Origin of the sequence: Tritonibacter horizontis, from assembly GCF_001518015.1 — a bacterium.
GTDB lineage: Bacteria > Pseudomonadota > Alphaproteobacteria > Rhodobacterales > Rhodobacteraceae > Epibacterium > Epibacterium horizontis.
Genome location: NZ_LPUY01000088.1, coordinates 1 through 16,907 on the forward strand (window position 1 = coordinate 1; position 16,907 = coordinate 16,907).

General features: G+C 66.2%; 21 protein-coding genes. 2 read left to right on the top strand and 19 right to left on the bottom strand.

Annotated elements, in window-relative coordinates:
* On the top strand, positions 1-785 hold a 785-nt coding region (locus TRIHO_RS16815; RefSeq protein ID WP_207498716.1), incomplete at its 5' end, for a 2-oxo acid dehydrogenase subunit E2.
* A gap of 93 nt (positions 786-878) precedes the next feature.
* Here the strand turns inward: TRIHO_RS16815 and cysE are convergent.
* A complete protein-coding gene (gene cysE, locus TRIHO_RS16820) occupies positions 879-1,685 on the bottom strand; it encodes a serine O-acetyltransferase (protein ID WP_068246506.1) in 807 nt (268 codons plus the stop codon).
* A 376-nt stretch (positions 1,686-2,061) separates the two neighbouring features.
* On the opposite strand from cysE, the gene TRIHO_RS16825 reads away from it, so the two are divergent.
* On the top strand, positions 2,062-2,268 hold the full coding sequence (locus TRIHO_RS16825; protein ID WP_068246324.1) for a cold-shock protein: 207 nt from the start codon (positions 2,062-2,064) through the stop codon (positions 2,266-2,268).
* Between the two features lie 52 nt (positions 2,269-2,320).
* Here the strand turns inward: TRIHO_RS16825 and TRIHO_RS16830 are convergent, their stop codons facing one another.
* The 18 genes from TRIHO_RS16830 to TRIHO_RS16915 form a co-directional block, all read right to left on the bottom strand.
* Entirely contained in the window at positions 2,321-2,623 is a 303-nt protein-coding gene (locus TRIHO_RS16830; protein WP_068246332.1) for a DUF7742 family protein, read from the bottom strand.
* Positions 2,623-6,543, bottom strand: coding sequence for a baseplate multidomain protein megatron (locus TRIHO_RS16835; protein WP_068246336.1), 3,921 nt, complete (start codon positions 6,541-6,543; stop codon positions 2,623-2,625). Before TRIHO_RS16835 ends, TRIHO_RS16830 begins: the two co-directional genes overlap by 1 nt.
* An 11-nt stretch (positions 6,544-6,554) precedes the next feature.
* Positions 6,555-7,001, bottom strand: coding sequence for an NlpC/P60 family protein (locus TRIHO_RS16840; protein WP_068246338.1), 447 nt, complete (start codon positions 6,999-7,001; stop codon positions 6,555-6,557).
* Positions 6,998-7,885, bottom strand: a complete 888-nt coding sequence (locus TRIHO_RS16845) for a DUF2163 domain-containing protein (RefSeq protein ID WP_068246341.1) — start codon at positions 7,883-7,885, stop codon at positions 6,998-7,000. The genes TRIHO_RS16840 and TRIHO_RS16845 overlap by 4 nt, the downstream gene beginning before the upstream one ends.
* Positions 7,885-8,517, bottom strand: a complete 633-nt coding sequence (locus tag TRIHO_RS16850; protein WP_068246344.1) for a DUF2460 domain-containing protein — start codon at positions 8,515-8,517, stop codon at positions 7,885-7,887. Before TRIHO_RS16850 ends, TRIHO_RS16845 begins: the two co-directional genes overlap by 1 nt.
* 13 nt (positions 8,518-8,530) lie before the next feature.
* Positions 8,531-9,187 carry a phage tail tape measure protein gene (locus TRIHO_RS16855; protein WP_068246348.1) on the bottom strand — a complete coding sequence of 219 codons (657 nt, stop codon included), beginning with the start codon at positions 9,185-9,187 and terminating at the stop codon, positions 8,531-8,533.
* 3 nt (positions 9,188-9,190) lie between these two features.
* Positions 9,191-9,421: a rcc01693 family protein gene (locus TRIHO_RS16860; RefSeq protein WP_068246351.1), complete on the bottom strand. Its 231-nt coding sequence runs from the start codon at positions 9,419-9,421 to the stop codon at positions 9,191-9,193.
* Positions 9,418-9,741 (bottom strand): gene transfer agent family protein, encoded by a 324-nt coding sequence (locus TRIHO_RS16865; protein ID WP_068246353.1) that lies wholly within the window; start codon positions 9,739-9,741, stop codon positions 9,418-9,420. Before TRIHO_RS16865 ends, TRIHO_RS16860 begins: the two co-directional genes overlap by 4 nt.
* A gap of 11 nt (positions 9,742-9,752) precedes the next feature.
* Positions 9,753-10,166, bottom strand: a complete 414-nt coding sequence (locus TRIHO_RS16870; RefSeq protein ID WP_068246355.1) for a phage major tail protein, TP901-1 family — start codon at positions 10,164-10,166, stop codon at positions 9,753-9,755.
* A gap of 35 nt (positions 10,167-10,201) precedes the next feature.
* The gene (locus TRIHO_RS16875) at positions 10,202-10,609 is read right to left on the bottom strand and encodes a DUF3168 domain-containing protein (protein ID WP_068246357.1); all 408 of its coding nucleotides are present in this window, start codon (positions 10,607-10,609) and stop codon (positions 10,202-10,204) included.
* Positions 10,606-10,944 carry a head-tail adaptor protein gene (locus tag TRIHO_RS16880; RefSeq protein WP_068246363.1) on the bottom strand — a complete coding sequence of 113 codons (339 nt, stop codon included), beginning with the start codon at positions 10,942-10,944 and terminating at the stop codon, positions 10,606-10,608. The genes TRIHO_RS16875 and TRIHO_RS16880 overlap by 4 nt, the downstream gene beginning before the upstream one ends.
* Positions 10,941-11,546, bottom strand: coding sequence for a head-tail connector protein (locus TRIHO_RS16885; protein WP_068246366.1), 606 nt, complete (start codon positions 11,544-11,546; stop codon positions 10,941-10,943). The genes TRIHO_RS16880 and TRIHO_RS16885 overlap by 4 nt, the downstream gene beginning before the upstream one ends.
* Before the next feature lie 161 nt (positions 11,547-11,707).
* Positions 11,708-12,904: a phage major capsid protein gene (locus tag TRIHO_RS16890; protein ID WP_068246370.1), complete on the bottom strand. Its 1,197-nt coding sequence runs from the start codon at positions 12,902-12,904 to the stop codon at positions 11,708-11,710.
* A gap of 21 nt (positions 12,905-12,925) precedes the next feature.
* A complete protein-coding gene (locus tag TRIHO_RS16895) occupies positions 12,926-13,507 on the bottom strand; it encodes an HK97 family phage prohead protease (RefSeq protein WP_068246376.1) in 582 nt (193 codons plus the stop codon).
* 32 nt (positions 13,508-13,539) lie between these two features.
* Positions 13,540-13,764 carry a GTA head formation protein, RCAP_rcc01685 family gene (locus tag TRIHO_RS16900; RefSeq protein ID WP_068246377.1) on the bottom strand — a complete coding sequence of 75 codons (225 nt, stop codon included), beginning with the start codon at positions 13,762-13,764 and terminating at the stop codon, positions 13,540-13,542.
* Positions 13,757-14,968: a phage portal protein gene (locus TRIHO_RS16905; RefSeq protein ID WP_068246378.1), complete on the bottom strand. Its 1,212-nt coding sequence runs from the start codon at positions 14,966-14,968 to the stop codon at positions 13,757-13,759. The genes TRIHO_RS16900 and TRIHO_RS16905 overlap by 8 nt, the downstream gene beginning before the upstream one ends.
* A 204-nt stretch (positions 14,969-15,172) precedes the next feature.
* Complete coding sequence (locus TRIHO_RS16910) at positions 15,173-16,486, bottom strand: DNA-packaging protein (RefSeq protein WP_232367818.1); 1,314 nt, start codon at positions 16,484-16,486, stop codon at positions 15,173-15,175.
* Complete coding sequence (locus TRIHO_RS16915; RefSeq protein WP_068246381.1) at positions 16,443-16,796, bottom strand: hypothetical protein; 354 nt, start codon at positions 16,794-16,796, stop codon at positions 16,443-16,445. Before TRIHO_RS16915 ends, TRIHO_RS16910 begins: the two co-directional genes overlap by 44 nt.
* Positions 16,797-16,907: the final 111 nt, after the last annotated feature.

A 16,907-nucleotide genomic window follows, 5' to 3' on the forward strand; every position in this document is an offset into this window, starting at 1 on the left:
AGGCCAAACCGGCCGCTGCCGCCGACCCCGCCGCTGCTGCCGCACCCCCCGCCGGCGCCTCCGCCGAAGCCGTCGCCAAGATGTACCAGGGCCGCGACTTCGAAGAGGTCAAGCTCGACGGGATGCGCAAAACCATTGCCGCGCGTCTCACCGAGGCCAAGCAGACCATCCCGCATTTCTACCTGCGCCGCGACATCCAGCTTGACGCGCTGCTGAAATTCCGCGGGGAGCTGAACAAGCAGCTCGAAGGCCGGGGCGTGAAACTCTCGGTCAATGATTTCATCATCAAGGCCGTGGCTCTGGCACTGCAATCGGTGCCCGATGCCAATGCGGTCTGGGCCGGGGATCGGGTGTTGAAGATGAAAGCCTCCGACGTGGCGGTTGCCGTCGCCATCGAAGGCGGGCTGTTCACGCCGGTGCTGCAGGATGCAGAGATGAAATCGCTCTCCGCCCTGTCGTCAGAGATGAAGGATCTGGCCAAACGCGCCCGCGACCGCAAGCTCGCGCCGCATGAATACCAGGGCGGTGCCTTTGCCATTTCCAACCTCGGAATGTTTGGCATCGACAACTTTGACGCGATTGTGAACCCGCCCCATGCCGGTATTCTGGCGGTCGGCTCCGGTGTCAAGAAACCGGTGGTTGGCGCAGATGGCGAACTCACCGTGGCCACGGTCATGAGCGTCACCATGTCTGTGGATCACCGGGTGATCGACGGTGCCATGGGCGCGGATCTGCTCAAGGCGATCGTGGACAACCTCGAAAACCCGATGGTCATGCTGGCCTGACCAACCTCTGTTCTACATAAAACAGCAAAAGGGCACCTGTTGGTGCCCTTTTACATTTTAAAATTCAGTCCTCAGCTCATGCGGCGCATGAAGCTATTTCCCTGCCAGCACCTGATTCATGCTGACCGACGGTTGCGAACAGCCCGCCTCGCCGACGATCTTGGCCGGAACCCCCGCCACTGTCTTGCAGGGCGGCACGTCCTGCAGCACCACAGAGCCGGCCGCGATGCGCGAACAATGGCCGATGCGGATATTGCCCAGCACCTTGGCGCCCGCGCCAATCAGCACCCCGTCTTCGATCTTGGGGTGGCGATCTTCTTCTTCCTTGCCGGTGCCGCCCAGTGTCACCGAATGCAGCATGGAGACATTGTCGCCCACCACCGCCGTTTCGCCGATGACGATCGAATGGGCATGGTCGATCATGATCCCCTTGCCGATGCGCGCAGCGGGGTGAATATCGGCGCCAAAGATTTCGGAAATCCGCATCTGGAAGAAATAGGCCAGATCCCAATCGCCCTGCTGCCACAGCCAATGACCGACGCGGTAAGCCTGCACCGCCTGATAGCCCTTGAAATAGAGCACCGGCTGCAACAGGCGATGGCAGGCGGCGTCGCGTTCATAGACCGCCATCAGATCCGCCCGCGCCGCCGCGATCAGCTCGGGCTGTGCGGCATAAGCGCCATCAACGATTTCACGCAGGATCACCATCGACATTTCATTGGAACACAGCTTGGCCGCGATGCGATAGCTCAGCGCCTTGTCCAATGTCTTGTGGTGCAGAATACAGGCGTGGATCAGCCCGCCCATCAGCGGTTGCGCCTGCACCGCGTCTTCGGCTTCACTGGTGATCCGCTCCCAGACAGGATCAACCTGCCTTACGGCCTTTTGCGTTTCCGACATCTGCTTGATCCTTCCGTCACGGCCCATCCGCGCCATTGGGGTCTTGCGGCCGGTTCATTCCGGCCCCTAGGGGTGTTAACTTACAGATCTAAGCGCTCTCTTGCCAAGCGCAATCCCGTGATCCACCCAATCATCAATCGAGATATGAATCACCGGTGTTAAATCAGCAAAAAAATACCTAACCCCCAACCCGTGATGAACAAAAAATCCCGCGTTTACCCACTTGCCAGAGAAAAAAAAACGCGGCAAAAAAGATGGGCAACCTTATCCTATCGAAGTTCTGTTCCCTGCCGACCAGCTTCCGACGTTAAGCTGCCGGGCCGCCACGCTAGTGTGGGCGGCATAGTAAACGACCAAATCGACAAGGAACTTTGAAATGGCAAACGGTACCGTCAAGTGGTTCAACTCCACCAAAGGTTACGGCTTTATCGCGGTTGAAGGCCGCTCCAACGATGTCTTCGTGCACATCTCCGCAGTAGAGCGCTCCGGGCTCACCGGTCTGTCCGATGGTCAGGCTGTGACCTTCGAAATCCAGTCCGGCCGCGACGGTCGCGACTCTGCTGTCGATCTGCAGTTGGCCTAAACGCGCGACGCGGAACGACCTGACAGACGAAACGCCCTGACCCCCATGCGGATCAGGGCGTTTTTTTGTGACCCTTGCGGCCTGACAGCGCCAGATCCAGCGCCATTTGCAGGCATTCGGCATAGTCGGCGTCGCCGGGACAGGGTTCCGTGGCCAGCGGAAATCTGCGCGCCGCCGCTCCCAGCGAACCATCGCCCCACCGGGGATGACAGCGCCCGGTGGCGGCACTTTGACGCGCCGCCCGATGCGCGCCGTACAGGATCTGGCGACACAGGGCCCGCCGGCGCCGCGCCGGATGCGCCAGCAGCGCGCGTGCAACACTGCGCAGGTCTTCCCACAGAACCGGAGGCCGCATCAGCTCAGAACCCAGCCCGCCACCGGCCCCGGGCCAAAGCGGGCCGAGATCTGCGCCACTTCGACCCGGTCGCCGGCGCTCACCCCGTCGCTCAGCTGCGCGCCGCTGGCGTAGGTCCAGCCCGGCGTCGTGACCCGCTCCTCGCGCAGCACAGTGGCACCTGACAGCACCTGCACACGATACAGCTCGCGCTCCTCGCCCAGCGGCACCTCCTCCAGATCCCAGCTGTCGCCCTCGATCCGGGTGCGGCGGATCCACGACAGGTCCAGATCCGTGCCCAGATCGCCATCGGCCGTCAGATGCGCCGGCGCGTAGGGCCGCAGCCCGCTGCCGTCAAAACTGGCGGTGACGGCCACATAGGACGGGTCGTCATGGGCCCGCCGCGCCGGACCAAAGCGATAGTCGCGGGCCACCCGGCGCTGCGACAGCGACAGGTCCAGTTGCTCCAACGCCGCATCGAGCAGCACCACATAGGAGCCCTCGGGCCAAACCTCGGGCATCAGCCCGTCGCTGCCGAACTGGCCCCGCAGGCGGGTGCGGATCAGATAGCGGTCGGGCGCGATCAGCTCGGCCTCGGCAAATTGGATCACCTCCCACTGGCCGGGCGTGCCATCGCCAATGGCCAGCCGGTTGGCGCCGTTCAGCACCGCCTGCGGCGCAACACTGTCCAGCACGCCGCCGATCAGCTCCACCTCCAGCGCCGCGCCAAGATCCCAGCGGCCCAGCGGCCCGGCGGCCAGCGGTGTCCGGGTAATCCCGACCGTGGCGCGGGCCGGCAGCAGCGCCTCCAGCGCAAATTCACTATCCAGATCAGCCCCATAGAGCGCCACCGCCCCCGGCCAGTCCCGCGCCGCCGCGCAGACATGCGGCGCATGGGGCACCTCGTCGCCCCGCATCAGCGGCAGATCAAGGAACAGCGGCAGCACCGGCACCGGCGCGGCAAAGGCCTGCGCGCGCGGCAGATCCTCGGGCAGCTCCAGCGGCTGATAGACCACCGGTTCGATCCGCACCGCCTCCAGGATCTGCGCCTCGGCCTGCTCCACCCGGTCCACCCGGTAGAGCGCGGCCCCCTCGCCGTCTTGCCCCGGCAGCTGGACCACATCGCCCGCGCCCAGATCCAGGGCGCGCGACGGCGGCAGCGCAAACCGGGCGCTGTCGCGCGAAATCCGCGATTCCGCCAGCCAGCGCTGCACCACCTGCCGCCCTTCGGCGCGCGTCAGCGTCATCGCCAGTTCGTTCTGGCTGACCGCATGGGTGGCGTCATCGGGCAGCACCGCCTCTTCGGCGACGGTGTCATGGCCACCGCCCCATTCGACAAACCGCAACCGCACCCGGCCGCTCAGCTCGGCTTCGGGGACGCGGGTCTGTTCCTGATCGCCGTCCAGTTCGGGCAGCACGGCAAATTCCGCCGCCTCCAGCGCCACCGCGTTTTCACCATCGCGCGGCCGAAACACCAAATGCCCGTCCCGTTCGATCGCGTCAAAACCGTGACGCAGCATCAAGGGTTGCAGCGCAGCGCGGGCCTCGGTCACGTCATAGATCGCATAGCCCCGCACCAGCCCCCACAGATCGCTCACATCGACCTCTGTCACATCGGCGCGCTGACAGATTTCGCTCACCACCGAGGCCAGGGTCCGCTGCCCGACCCGCCCGTTCAGCCAATGGCCACGGGCATAGTTGTCGCCATCGCTCCAGACCTCGCCCTGATTGGGAAAGGCGGGAAAGGGGCGCGCGTCCCAGGCCCAGACATAGGCATGGCGCATGTCGATCATCTGCCCGTCATATTCCACCGAAACCGGGTTGTTTGCGGGATCGGACCAATAGCCGATCTGGGCCCGCAGGTATTGTTGTTGAATCAGATCATCACGCATCCCATTGGAATACTTCGGCAAATGAGATTCCGAACTTTTCGGGTCGAGGAATTTATTGGGCTGGTTGGTGCCCTTGTCGATGGCGGCACAGCCCAGTTCGGTGAACCAGATCGGCTTTGACTGCGGCACCCAAGCGGTGGGGCTGGACGCCCGCACGCCGCCGATGCGGTCATAGTGGTCCTGCTGCCACCAGTTGCGAATGTCCTTCACCCGGTAAATCCAGGGCTCCTGATAGGCGCCATCGGTGATCTCGGTGCGGATCTGCGCGTCGGCGGCCTCGGGCGAGTGGTAATACCAGTCATAGCCCTCGCCGCCCTCGATATTGGCGCGCAGATACCCCAGATCATAGATCGATCCCCAGTCCTGCGCATCCCGGTGCGCCCGGCCCGCCCGCCAATCCGACAGCGGCATGTAATTGTCGATGCCGATGAAATCCAGCTCCGGTTCCGACCAGAGCGGATCAAGGTGGAACAGATGGTCGCCCTCCGGCGTCTGGTAGCCGAAATATTCCGACCAATCCGCCGCATAGCCCAGTTTCACCTCTGGCCCCAACAGGCTGCGCACTTCGGCCAGCAGGTCCTGCAATGCCGCCACAAAGGGAAACCCGGCGGCGCCCCGGATCTGGGTCAGCCCGCGCAGCTCGGAGCCGATGCAAAAGGCCTCCACCCCGCCGGCCGCCGCACAGAGCGCCGCGTAATGCAGGATGAACCGGCGAAAGCCCCACTCCGGCGGGCCGCTATAGACCACCGTGCCGGCGCTGACGGTGAAATCACTGGCGCTGGCCGTACCGAGAAAGGCGGCCACCTCGGTGTCGGCCAGCGCGGTGCCATCCGGGCTGCCGGGCTGGCCCGGCGCCTGCGACAGGGTGATCCGCCCCCGCCAGGGCAGCACCGGCTGGCCCGGCGCGCCGGTATAGGGATCGACCAGGTCGTTGCCGGCCTGCTGTTCCATCAGGATAAAGGGGTAGAACATCACCCGTTTGCCCTGATCGGTCAGGTGGCGGATGCCCTCGATCACCGCCGCATCGGCCGGCGTGCCGCCATAAACCGGCGCGCCCCCGGTCTGGATCACCTCGGCGGCATGGGCCCGCGACAGGCCGCTGACCTGCCAGGGCATCGTGCCATCCGCCGCTGTCTGCTCCACCTTCGGGGTCAGGCTGCAGCTGCCGCAGCGCAGGTCGTCGCCGAACCAGCACACCACCATGGAGACCGCATCGGCCTGCGGCAGCTCCTGCGACAGTGCCGTGACCGAGGCCACAAGGTCGCTGTCGCCCGACATCTGGTTCAGGTTGGCGGCGCGTTTGTGGCCGGGGCCATAGTCCAGATAGACCGGCGTCGTCGCCAGACTGTATTCGCCGGTGCCGGGGATCAGCGCCACGCCGGGCACGATCTGCGCCAGATCCGCCTCATAGGTATCGCTGTCGGGCTGTTCGGCGCGCAGCACCTCGAAGGAGAACTGCGGCACCCGGTTGCCGAACCGTTCCAGCGCGAGGTTTTCAAACACCACATAGGCGGTGCCGCGATAGGCCGGTACTGCGCCGACGCCCTCGACCGCCTCGATCAGCGGGTCGGGTTGCTGGTCCGCCGTGCCGCGATACAGGGTCATGTTGAGCGCGCCCGGCGCGATTTCCTCGCCATCGGCCCAGATCCGCGAGACCGACGTGATCTCGCCCGCTGAAATCGCCACCGCCAGCGACAGCGCGTAGGAATAGCGGGTGGTGGTCTGGGTCGGCGCGCTGCCCTTGCCGCCCTGAGCCGTGGTGGTGGCGGTCTCGACGAATTCGGTCGCCCAGATCACCTGCCCGCCCAGCCGCATGCGGCCAAAGACCTGCGCCATCGGCGCGCCGTCGCTGGCGGTGGTGATGCGCAAACGGTCCACCTTGCCGGTCTCCACCGCGGCGCTGCCCGACCCGAGGAGACGTTCGTCGATGGCGCGGCCCAGCGTTGCCCCCACCGCGCGGCCGATGATAGCCGTGGACAGGCCCGCCACAGAGCCGCCAATCGCGCCGCCCACCGCAGCGCCTGCTGCTGCCAGAACCAATGTCGCCATGTCATGTCCTCCTAGGGGGTCGTGCTGTCGGGAAAATCAAAGCGCGCCACGATGCGGCGGGCCCAGGGCGCGGTCAGGGCGCTGTCGACAACGCCGTGGCCGCTATAGGCGTGGATGAACCGGTCCGCCCCGCGCAGCAGGCCAAGGTGCTTGGCCACCGCGCCCTGCCGCATGCGAAACAACACCACCTGTCCCGGCTGCAGCGCCGCGCAGGGATCGACCGCCACCAGATGGCGCAGCGCCGCCTGCCAGAGCTGTTCCTGCGCGTCGCGTTCCGCCCAGTCGCGGCAATAGGCCGGGACCACCTCTGGTTCGGTGGTGTAAAGGGCGCGCCAGACACCGCGGATCAGACCCAGGCAATCGCAGCCCGCCCCCCGCGCGGTGCCCTGATGGCGATAGGGCGTGCCCAGCCAACGCTCGGCCTCTGCCAGGGCGCGGGCGTTCATCGCGGCGCTCATCTGCGGCTGCCGCCGGTGTTTTGCCCCGCCTGTTTCGGCACCGCCATCAGCCAGTCCTCGCCGGGGATATCGGGAAAGCCCTGAAAGTTGACCAGATTGTCGAATTTCAGCCGGCAGGTCGAAAACCGCTTGTCGCAGCCCGCGGTCAGCTCCACCCGGTCGCCCGGCGCGATCTGCGCACGGATCGGCTGCCAGAGGGTGATCTGGCGGCCCGCAGCCACGCTGCGATCACTGCGGATCGCCGCCCACAGGCCCTTGGCCGCACCGTCCCACACCGTCAGGCGGCCGCCATCGAACCATTCCGGGCCGAACCCCGGCAGTGCGTCCCAGGTGAAATGCTGGCCCTCTTCGGCGATTTTCACCTCGATTTCAGTGCGATAGCCTGCGGTGTTCAGGTCAAACCGGCAGCTGGCATCGCCCAGAACCGCGCTACAGGGTTTCTGAAACACCCGACCCAGCGGCTGGTTCAACCCTTCGGTCAGGCCCCGCAATTCGGCCTCGAACGCGCCCCCGGCACGGCGGATTTCGCCCAGGCTGCCGCGAAATTGCAGGGCGCGTTGGCTGACATCGACCCAGTTCACCAGCCAGGAGCGCACCTCGGCCCCGTCATAGCGCCCGGCCTCGATATCCGCCTCGCGCACCGCGCCGGAGGTCAGCACCCCCAGCGCCTCGCTGTTGTCCACCGACAGGCCCGTGCTCTGCATCAGGCTGCGCGCCGTCAGACCCGTGCCCGCGCGAAACACGATCCCGTCAAAGCTGAGATCGCAGTCATGGTCGGTAAACCCCAGCTCAATGCCGTCGCTCCGGGTCACCGCCCAGGCGCGGCACAGGGTGGTGGCGCCGCTTTTCAAATGCGCATTCAGCGCCTCTTTCATCGCGATCATCAGACCCGGACCTCCACCACTGGCACGTTTGGCGCTTCGCCCGCCTGGAACGAAGCGACACTGGTCAGAATGCGGTCGGTATCGAACCGCACCGGCACGTCGAATTCAAAGCCGGCATTGATCTCGCGGCCAATCTCTGGCGCATAGGCCAGCGTCACCTGCCCGGTGGTCGCATCAAGCGCATAGTCGACCCCCTCCACCAGCGCCTCCTGACCGATGCCAAGCCGCACGCTGCTGGCCACCGGTTTGGTGATCGGGCGCAGATAGGAATAGGCGCCGGAGCGATAGCGTTTGGCCAACTGGAACACCCGCCGCGCGCCGTCCCCGGTGGCGATGGTCTGATCCTCAAAGGTCAGGTCCTGGCCCGGAAGAGCCGAGGAATAATCGGTCCAGTCTTTCCAGCGAAACCCATGAAGCTGGCCCTGACGCGCTTCGAAAAACGCGATCAACTGGGCGATATCCTCCAGGGCGCGCAGGCCAAGCCCCGCGTCATAGCGGCGGCGCGCATGGGCCCAGGGGCTGTTGCGCTCCTCATGGCCATTGGCCAGCGTCACCACATCCGTGCGCCGCTCTGGCCCGCCGACAGAGCCGAACGAGAGCGTTTCCGGAAATCGAACTTCGTGAAAACTCATGGGCTTACCCCCCTTATCTATTGCGATTTCCGCGCGCCAGCATGCGCCCCATCTGCGCCGCGATCTGCCCTTTGGACCGGGCAAACCCCGCCACATCCGGGGTCGTGACATTCATCACCACGGTGGCGCCGCCACCGCCGCGCGTCCTCACCCCGAGACTGCCGTCAGACCCACGCGCCAGGGGCAGGATCGCCTCCGGTCCCGCTTCGCCCATCAGGCCAACACCGCCGCGCATGGGAAATTGCACCGGCGAGGACACCACGCCGCCGCGCGCGAAGGGCGTCACCCGCCCCTGGCTGAAGGCGGCGCCATCGGCAAAGGGCAGAATGCCCCCGACCAGCGCGCCGATGCCGTCGCTGACCAGCCCGCCGAGGTGATCGGTCACCGGTCGGGTGGCGGATTTGAACGTCGTGTTGATCATCGTGCGCGCCAGACCTTCCAGCGCCGTGCCCAGACTGTCGCCATCGACCACCAGATCCTTCATCGCGCGGCGCAGACCTCGGGACAGGCCGGTTTCAAAATCCGCCGCATCCGCCTGGGTCGCGGCAAATGCGGCGCGCACCCGGTCCATTTCGCCAGTGAACTGTGCCGCCATCCCGGCCGCATCGCCGAGGCTGTCTTCCAGCTGCGCGCCTTCGGTCTCGAAGGTGGAAAAGCTATTTTCTGTCATGGGTTACTCCGTGGTGTTGAGGTCAGACTGCGGGGCTGGTACGGCGCGATGTTCCGGATCTGGAAACTGCGCCATCAACCGCGACAGCCGGTCGCGATCCATCGGCGGGTTTTGCGCCTCGAGGTTCAGCATCAGCTGCAGCTCGGCCGGGGTCAGCCGCCAGAAGGCCTCCGGCGACAGCCGCAGCTGGACCAGCCCGGCCCGCATCAGCGCCGACCAGTCCAGCGTCTTCATTCCGGCCCCGCCGGGCGGGCGAAACTGCGCGCCAGAAGCTGCGCCGCCGCCTGTGCCGCCATCAGGATGCCGCCGTCGATCTCCGCCTGTGCCAGATCAGAGCGGGACAGATCGACCCCGCCTCCGCGCAGCCCCGCCGCCAGCAACGCCAGCAGGTCAGCAGAGGAAAACCGCCCGGTTTCAAACCGTTGCACGAGGGAGATCAAGTCACCTTCGGAGAGGTCCGCCTCCAATTCCGCCAGCGCCCCGAGGGTGAGTTTCAGGATCCGGCGCTGGCCGTTCAGGACCAGGGCAACCTCGCCCGCATAAGGATTCGCCATGCCGGTCCCCCTCACGCAGCGGTAAAGGTCAGCGCCCCGGCCGAGGCCAGCGACAGCTCATAGGTGGCCTCGCCATTGTGGCTGCCGGCATATTCCAGCGCGGTGACCTGAAACGGCCCCTGCACGGTGCCGAAATCCGGGATCACCACCTGAAACTCCGGCGTCTCGGCCTCGAAAAACAGCTGCCGCGCCCGTTCGTCCGTGTCCGCATCGCGAAACACCCCGGACCCGGAGAGGTTGGCCGAGCGCACGCCCGCCCCGCCCAGCAGCTCGCGCCAGCCACCAGAGCTGTCCAGACTGGTGACATCGACGCTCTCGGCGTTGAAGCTGATACGGGTGGCCCGGAGGCCTGCGATTGTGGTGAAACTGCCGGTTCCGGTCATGTCCACCTTGATCAGGAGATCCTTGCCGTTTTGCGCGGTCATCTGTTTAGCTCCTTGTGCTAAGCGATTGAGAAAATTCAGCTGTCTTCGACGCGGGCCGAGAACCGCAACGTGATGCTGCGGTCGCCGTTGGCCTGTCGCGCCGCCTTTGCGCGGTCGAACCACAGCCCGACCAGATGCCCCCGCGACAACGCCAGCGGCGCGTCCACCAGCGCATCAGAGATCGCCGCGGCCGCGCGTTTGGCGGCGCTGAACCCGGTCGCCTCGGCCACCACGGTGACGGTAAACCGATGCAGCGCCCCGGCCCCGGTCACGTCGGACCGGTCGCGAACGGTTTCGGCCCCCAGCATCACATAAAGCGGCGGCACCGGACCGGCGGGCACCATGTCGTAGATCGCCGGTCCGACCTCTGCGGTCAGGGCCGCATCGCCGATCAGCCGCTGATAAACCGCCTGTTGCAGCGCTTCGGAGATCGCATAGGTCATGTGGCCAACTCCTCTGTTGCGAAACAGGTCAGGTAGCGACCAGAGGCATCCCGCTCCGCCACCGCGTCGATCTTGAACAGCCGCGTGCCCTCGCGAAACCGCTGGTCCGGCCTGGGCCGCGACAGCGCCCCGACCGCTGCGGCGCGCACCGTGATCCGGTAGCGTTGCAGCGACAGCGCAGTGCCCCGTCCAGCGGCCTCGCGCCCGGTCAACGCCTCCAGCGCCGCCCAGAGCACCCCAAGTTCGACCCAGCTGATGCTGTGGCCGCCGGCGCCATCGCTGACGGTTTTGGGGGCTTCCAGATGCAAGGGTCGGTTCAGGCGCGGCGCCGTCATGTCCGCCACTCCGCGCTGCGGCCCAGACCAAGGCGCGGCACCCGGTATCGGTCCAGAAGGCTCACCACCCCAAAGGGCATGCAGCCGGCATGCAGCCGCGTCTCGTCGCGGTATTCGTAGTAATGCGCCGCCAGCAGGAACACCGCCTGCGCCAGATCAGCGGGCAGATCGTCCCAGACGGCGCCAAATCCCGCCGTGAACCGCAGCACCACGCTGCCGCCGGTGGCGATGCTGGGCCAACCCGACCCCAACGGCACCAGGCGCGGGACATGGCTGTCGGGCGCCAGGCTGTAGGTCGCCGCGGGCACCTCGGTCTCTGCGCCGGTGGGCGACACCAGCGCCACCTGCACCACGGTTTGGACCGGCGCCACCGGCAGGGTCACCACCGCGGGCCAGGCCGACAGGTGCCAGTCATAGTCCCGCTGCAACAGCGCCTTGCCGATGCGGGATTCGATCGCTGCGACGCTGGCGCGCAGAAAGGCCAGAAGCACCGCATCCTGCAGGCTTGCCTCGCCAAATCCGGTGCCCAGCCGCAGATGTGCCTTGAACGCCTCAAGCGGCAGAGCGCTGTCCGGCACCGGGGTTGTCTCGTGCAAAATCATGCCTTCACTCCGCTGAAAACTCTCTCTCCGTCACAGGGGGTTGGGGCGGGTGCGCACCGGGACTGCCGCTCGGACGGAGGGAGCAGCTGGACGACAGCCCCATGGGGCACGCACCCGCCGACGGGACCGGTTTGCCGGCTCCGTCATCCGGGGAGGAGCAGTCAGCTCACCCCGAATTTCAGCAATTTGATCGCCGCAAAGTCGCTGACATCACCGCCAACCCGTTTGGTGGCGTAAAACAGCACATGTGGCTTGGCCGAGAAGGGATCGCGCAGGATGCGCAGGTCGGGCCGTTCGGCGATGGTATAGCCGGCCCCAAAGTCGCCGAAGGCAATCGACAGGCTGTCAGAGGCGACATCCGGCATATCCTCGGCCACCAGCACCGGATAGCCCATCAGCCGCGCAGGTTCCCCCGCCGCCAGCCCGTCGGACCACAGGAAGCGGCCATCGGCGTCCTTCAGCTTGCGGATCAGGCCGGCGGTTTTGGAATTCATCAGGAAGCTCGCGCCCGCGCGATACCGGGCATCCAGCGCATAAACGAGGTCGATGATCGCATCCGCCGAACCGATGTCGCCGTCGCTGCCGGTCGCCACATAGCCCAGCGATCCCCAGCTCCAGCTGTCGTTGTCGACCGCCGTGTGGTTCAGGATGCCGCGCGGCTTGTCGATGCCATCGCCGGAGATAAAGCTCTGCGCCTCGGCGCGGGCGAATTTATCGGCGATACGACCCGCCAGCCAGCCTTCGATATCAAAGGCACTGTCGTCGAGCAGCCGCTGCGAGGCCTTGGGCAGCGCCGACAGCTCGTGCAGCGGTATGACAATGCGGTCGATCACCGGCGTGGCGGTTTCGCTGACCGTGCCGGTTTCCGTGGCCCAGCCGGCGCCGACGTCAGAATGGTCGATCAGCACGTCAAAAGAGGTCGCCTCCACCGTCACCACCGAGGCCACGGCGCGGATCGAGGCGGTGGAATGCAGCACCGATTTCACCCGCTCCGAGGTCTGCGGATCGACCAGAAAGCCGCCGTCGGAGTTCACCGCCGTGGAGAGCGCCTTGGCCTCCAGATCGAGGCCGCGAAAGCCGTCCTCGTTGCCCTGACGCAGATAGGCCTGCATCGCTTTCTGATGCGGCGCGGCCTCGGACTCGGCGGCAGCAAGATGCGGCCGCGCCGCGGTTTGGGTTTTACGATCCAACATGGTCATACGCTCTTCCGTCTGTTTGAGTTTCAGGGTTACGTCGTCTTGGAACCCTTTGAAGTGCTGCACAAATTGCGAAACGGCCTGTTTCACGTCCTGTGCTGCGCTGCTCGGTCGCTCACCGCCTGTTTGCGGTGGGTTTGCGGCCAATAGCTGGGATGTCATGGGTGGTCCTTTCGGTTTGGATCAGGGGGTGATTGCGGCGCGGAGCGTGGCCGCCAGGACGCGCAGCCCGGCCTCCGCCTGGTCGGATTTGACGGCAGCGGCAGGGGTTTGGTCCGGCGATTGGCGCCGGTTCAGGCGGGCCGAGGGCAACATCGGAAAGGTCACAAGCGAGACCTCCCAGAGTTGCAGCTCCTCAAGGCGGCGATGGCCCTCCTTGTCGCGGGTCGACCGGAGGGTGCGGTAGCCAATCGACAGCCCCTCGATGGCACCGGCCCGCACCAGCGCAGCGGCTTCGGCGCCCTTTTGGGTTTCCGTCAGCAACCGCCCCTTGACCCGCAGGCCAACGGCATCCTCGACCACCTCGTCCCAGACCCCGATGGGGTGGGCCGGGTCATGCTGCCACAGCATCTTGATCTTGCTGCCCCGCGCGCCATGCTGCGCCAGCGAGGCGGCATAGGCGCCGGGCGATACGATGTCGCCGCCCTGATCCGGGCGACCAAAAAGGCTGGCGTAGCCTTCGATCCCTTCGCCCTCGGTCAGGGTCAGCGCCGTATCAACACGGGCGAATTTGGTTTCCAGCCCGTAGGCCTCCTGCATCAGCATTTCACTCTACCTCTTTGATAAACCTTGATGTCTCAGGGGATCTGAACCGCAAGAAAGCCCTGAAAGGCCTGTGCGAGGATCACCGCCGCGACGCCGTAGACCGTCAGCCAGAGCCGTTTTTCCAGCCGCTCCATCATCCGTTCCATCCGGTCCAACCGCCGGTTCAAGGCCTCCTGACGGATTTCCGCGACCCGTTCGTGGGCGCTGAGCCGCATCCCCGGCGTGCAGTCGAAGGGCGGCAGGGACAGGTCAGTCATCGCCCACCTCCTGCTGGGTGCAGGGCGGCAGGCCAAGCATCTGGCGTTTTTCTGCCTCGCTGAGGAAATCGGCCTCTGCCACCCGGCGCCATTGACTGTCGCGTTCGCCTGCAAGGGCCTGCACCTGGTCGAGGTCGGGTTTCAGCTCCACCACCTCGTCGCCAAAGCGCATCAGCCAGTCCGAGAGTTTCGCTGCGACCCGGCTTGCCAGCGGCAGGATGGTGAGCCGGTAGAAGGCGCGATTGGCCTCCTGGTAGTTGGCATAGGTTGCCTCTCCCGGAATGCCGAGGAGCATCGGCGGCACCCCGAAGGCCTGGGCGATTTCGCGCGCTGCGGCGTCCTTGGTGCGGTGAAATTCCATATCCGAGGGCGAAAACCCCATCGGTTTCCAGTCCAGCCCCCCTTCCAGCACCATGGGGCGGCCAGCATTGCGCGCGCCCTGGAAATTGGCCTCGATCTCTTCGCTGAGGCGGCGGAACTGGTCGTCGGCCATCAGCCCCTGCCCATCCGAGCCGGACCAGACCAGCGCGCCGGAGGGCTGGGCCGCATTGTCCAGCAGCGATTTCGACCAGCGGGCGGCGGCGCCGTGCACCTCGACCGCGGTGGCGGCGGCCTGCATCGGTGCCAGCCCGTAATGATCGTCCAGCGGGTGAAAGCTCTTGAGGTGGCAAATCGCCGGGCGGGCCGGGTCCATGGCAAAGCGATGGGTCTTGGCGCCGACGCTATAGTCATAGGCGACGGGCCAGCCGTCACCGCCGGGCACCACCCGCATGCGGTCGGGGCGCAGTAGATGCAGCTCGACCGGCCAGCCGTCCTCGCCCGCGACGGCCTCCAGATAGGCATTGCCGGACAACATGAGGTTGGCATACAGCGCCTCCAGCAGTTCGGCGCGGGCCTGGGCGGCATTGGGGCGGCTGAGCAGCGTCAGCAGCGGGTGGCTGTCATAGCGTTGGTCTGCGTTTTGCAGCACCAGCGGCAGGGCGGCGGCGGCCTCGGCGATCAGTTTCACCGCGCGGTGGCCGACGGGATTGCCCAGAAACCCGACGCGGGTCAGGGAGACCGTATCGCGCGGGCCCCAGGCGGCCTGGGTGCCATTGCCCATCGGCAGGACGCGGGCGGCGGCACTGGATTTCTCCTGCGGCGCGCCGGCCTGGGCGGCATGTTCGATCTGGCGTCCCTTGCGTCGCAGCATGTCAAAGACCATCGACCTCTCCTGTGGCTGGTTCTGTGTCGGGTTCCGTGTCTGGCGGGTCCGTGGCCCGTCGCTTGGGACAGAGAATGACAAACCAACCTGAAGATCACGCCAGCAGGGCGTTCGCAGGGGGCGCAACACCCAAGTCAACACCCTGATGCGTAACGAAAAACGCCCGCGCAGGGCGGGCGTTTCATGGTCAGGATCAGACCTGCGTCAGAGCGCGCGGGCGCGCGGACAGCGCAATCGGGCGGCCGGTTCCACCAGCAGCGCATAAAGCGCCCAGACCAGCGCATCGAGCCGGTCCGGCGAGCCCTCGCCCTGATAGCCCTGCGGAGTCATCTGGCACATCTGATCTTCCAACGCGTGCAGCCCCGGCAGGTGAAACACGCGCCCCTGTTCATAGAGCGCCGCCACCGGTTCGGCCCGCGCCGCCTTGCCCCGGCTGGCATGCAGCGGCGTGAAGGGGACCAGCGGATCAACCTGCCGCAACAGGGTTTCCACCAGCGATCCCCCCTGGTTGACCTCGGCCACCAGGCGGTCGGCCTTGAAGGCGTCACAGGCGGCAATGGCGGTGGTGGCCCAACTGAGCGGCCCCTGCCCCTGCACCGTCCGGTCGGCCAGTATATAGGCGCGCCAGTTCTGCGGCGGCCCCTGGATCTGCGCCCCGGCGACCACGATGCCGCAGGCGTCGGAGCCTTTGTGGGCGCTGACGGCGGGATCGACCGCCACCACGATGCGGTCCAGCTGCGGGGCCTCGGGCTGCAGCAGATCGCCCAATTGGGCGGCGGACCAGAAGGCGCCCTCCACATCGGCCAGCATATGGCCATCCAGTTCCTGCCGGGCCAACCGGGTGCCCGCATACCGCGCCCGCACCTCGCGCAGGAAGGAGCGGGCCAGATTGGCACGGTTCGCCTCTGTCGGCGCCTGGGTGGTGACGGTGGAGGGGCTGTCGAGCAGCCGTCGCAGCACCGGCGCATTGCGCGGCGTGGTGGTCACACAGACGCGGGGCGCGCGGCCAAGCCGCAGGGTGAACTGCAACATGTCCCAGGCCTCCTGGCCCCGTTTCCATTTGGCCAGTTCATCGACCCAGGCGGCATCGAACTGGGGGCCGCGCAGCGCCTCGGGGTCGGAGGCGGAAAAGGCCTGCGCGGTGGCACCATTGGGCCAGCAAAGCTTGCGCTCACCGGCCCGCCATTCGGGGCGACGGTCTGGCGGCACAGAGGCCAGAAGGCCGCTGTCGCCAAAGATCATCACGTCGCGCACCTGGTCGTAGGTCTCGCCCACCAGCGCCACCCGCCGCGCCAATCCCGGATCACGCGGGCCGTCGCCCTCGACCTGGCTGCGCACCCATTCGGCGCCGGCACGGGTCTTGCCCGCGCCACGCCCGCCCAGGATCACCCAGGCGTGCCAATCGCCCGGCGGCGGCAATTGATGCGGCAAAGCCCAGAGATCAAACACAAACGGCGCCGCCGCCAGGGCGGCCTCATCCATCTCCTCCAGCATGATCCGGGTCATAAATTGCGGCATGGAGGCCAGCCAGGCGGCGTTCGATCTCATCTCGGGCGGCACCGAGGTCAAAGGCCACCATTCCGATGGCACCAGGGGTCTGTTCACGTTCGACAAGGGTTTTCTCCACCTTCTGGATGTCGCGGATCAGACCGTCGAGCTTGGCGATCTGGGGTTTCAGCGCTGTGGTATCTGGATTGATGTCCAGCTCGGCCTCGAATTGGGCGAGGTAGCTCTCGCTGGCCCTGCGGGCGCGCCTGAGACTGTCGTGCAGGGATTGCAACAGATCGCTACTGGTGGCGATCAGCTGCTCTGGGTTGGGCATTGTCATGAGGATGTCTTGCCTCTTTTCGTTGGTCCGAAAAGAGAAACCAGGAGATGTGATCCGCCTGCCCGCTGGCCTGTCAGGTCCAGCTGGCTGAGTTGCGGTCTCCAGATTTTC

Coding starts and splice junctions, on each gene's coding strand:
- cysE (WP_068246506.1), bottom strand. CDS start 1,685: ATGTCGGAAACGCAAAAGGCCGTAAGGCAGGTTGATCCTGTCTGGGAG.
- TRIHO_RS16825 (WP_068246324.1), top strand. CDS start 2,062: ATGGCAAACGGTACCGTCAAGTGGTTCAACTCCACCAAAGGTTACGGC.
- TRIHO_RS16830 (WP_068246332.1), bottom strand. CDS start 2,623: ATGCGGCCTCCGGTTCTGTGGGAAGACCTGCGCAGTGTTGCACGCGCG.
- TRIHO_RS16835 (WP_068246336.1), bottom strand. CDS start 6,543: ATGGCGACATTGGTTCTGGCAGCAGCAGGCGCTGCGGTGGGCGGCGCG.
- TRIHO_RS16840 (WP_068246338.1), bottom strand. CDS start 7,001: ATGAGCGCCGCGATGAACGCCCGCGCCCTGGCAGAGGCCGAGCGTTGG.
- TRIHO_RS16845 (WP_068246341.1), bottom strand. CDS start 7,885: ATGATCGCGATGAAAGAGGCGCTGAATGCGCATTTGAAAAGCGGCGCC.
- TRIHO_RS16850 (WP_068246344.1), bottom strand. CDS start 8,517: ATGAGTTTTCACGAAGTTCGATTTCCGGAAACGCTCTCGTTCGGCTCT.
- TRIHO_RS16855 (WP_068246348.1), bottom strand. CDS start 9,187: ATGACAGAAAATAGCTTTTCCACCTTCGAGACCGAAGGCGCGCAGCTG.
- TRIHO_RS16860 (WP_068246351.1), bottom strand. CDS start 9,421: ATGAAGACGCTGGACTGGTCGGCGCTGATGCGGGCCGGGCTGGTCCAG.
- TRIHO_RS16865 (WP_068246353.1), bottom strand. CDS start 9,741: ATGGCGAATCCTTATGCGGGCGAGGTTGCCCTGGTCCTGAACGGCCAG.
- TRIHO_RS16870 (WP_068246355.1), bottom strand. CDS start 10,166: ATGACCGCGCAAAACGGCAAGGATCTCCTGATCAAGGTGGACATGACC.
- TRIHO_RS16875 (WP_068246357.1), bottom strand. CDS start 10,609: ATGACCTATGCGATCTCCGAAGCGCTGCAACAGGCGGTTTATCAGCGG.
- TRIHO_RS16880 (WP_068246363.1), bottom strand. CDS start 10,944: ATGACGGCGCCGCGCCTGAACCGACCCTTGCATCTGGAAGCCCCCAAA.
- TRIHO_RS16885 (WP_068246366.1), bottom strand. CDS start 11,546: ATGATTTTGCACGAGACAACCCCGGTGCCGGACAGCGCTCTGCCGCTT.
- TRIHO_RS16890 (WP_068246370.1), bottom strand. CDS start 12,904: ATGACATCCCAGCTATTGGCCGCAAACCCACCGCAAACAGGCGGTGAG.
- TRIHO_RS16895 (WP_068246376.1), bottom strand. CDS start 13,507: ATGCTGATGCAGGAGGCCTACGGGCTGGAAACCAAATTCGCCCGTGTT.
- TRIHO_RS16900 (WP_068246377.1), bottom strand. CDS start 13,764: ATGACTGACCTGTCCCTGCCGCCCTTCGACTGCACGCCGGGGATGCGG.
- TRIHO_RS16905 (WP_068246378.1), bottom strand. CDS start 14,968: ATGGTCTTTGACATGCTGCGACGCAAGGGACGCCAGATCGAACATGCC.
- TRIHO_RS16910 (WP_232367818.1), bottom strand. CDS start 16,486: ATGCCGCAATTTATGACCCGGATCATGCTGGAGGAGATGGATGAGGCC.
- TRIHO_RS16915 (WP_068246381.1), bottom strand. CDS start 16,796: ATGACAATGCCCAACCCAGAGCAGCTGATCGCCACCAGTAGCGATCTG.